Origin of the sequence: Aureimonas ureilytica, from assembly GCF_001475935.1 — a bacterium.
GTDB lineage: Bacteria > Pseudomonadota > Alphaproteobacteria > Rhizobiales > Rhizobiaceae > Aureimonas > Aureimonas ureilytica_A.
Window position 1 is genome coordinate 1 of record NZ_LDQA01000125.1, and the last position, 804, is coordinate 804.

Annotated in this window: 2 protein-coding genes; one reads left to right on the plus strand and one right to left on the minus strand. The window is 63.4% G+C overall.

The features are described from left to right. Positions 1-299 (minus strand): CHC2 zinc finger domain-containing protein (locus NS365_RS22940; protein ID WP_244498543.1); only part of this gene is annotated, 299 nt, incomplete at its 3' end. A gap of 207 nt (positions 300-506) precedes the next feature. Between NS365_RS22940 and NS365_RS22945 the strand changes: the two genes are divergently transcribed. Continuing rightward, on the plus strand, positions 507-804 hold a 298-nt coding region (locus NS365_RS22945; protein WP_058602600.1), incomplete at its 3' end, for a chorismate mutase.

Below are 804 nucleotides of genomic sequence, written 5' to 3' on the forward strand. Positions count from 1 at the left end.
ATGGGCACGCCCGCCTCGCCCGCCAGCCGCTCCACGGCTTCAGGGAAGCTTAAGCCCTCCAATTCCGTGAGAAAGCGAAAATGATCGCCCGACACGCCGCACCCGAAGCAATGGTAGCGGCCCTTGGAATCCTCGCAATGAAACGAGGGCGACTTCTCGCCATGGAAGGGACAGCAGGCCCAATAATCCCCACGCGACGGCTGCGTCTTGCGCCGATCCCAGGTGACGCGGCGGCCGATAACGTCGGAAATCGGAATTCGGGCCCGGATCTCATCCAGGAAACTCGGGGAAAAGCGCATGGAGGACATATCGGCCCCCGCAGCGCGGATTGCCATGGGCAGGGTATCTGTGCCGGACCTCCCTCCCCCTTTTCCACCTCTATCCACAGGGGGACGGAGACGAAATTCATCCCACTTGGCTCGCTCGGCAGGCTTTGACGACGCGGCCTCATCGGCCTATCCAGCAATCAGGGCGCAGTCTCGCGCTTCCAGCCACGGACGACCGACATGCCAGAGCAGGCTCCCTTGCCGGAACTTCTCAACCTTCGCGACAGTATCGACAATATCGATGCCGCGATCATTCACATGCTGGCCGAGCGGTTCCGCTGCACCCAGCGCGTCGGCGTGCTCAAGGCCGAACATAGCCTGCCGGCCGCCGATCCGGCGCGCGAAGCACGGCAGGTCACGCGCCTGCGCGAACTGGCCGCCACGGCCAAGCTCGATCCCGACTTCGCCGAGAAATATCTGGCCTTCGTGGTGAAGGAGGTCATCCGCTACCACGAACTGACAGCCCGCCAATTGGCGG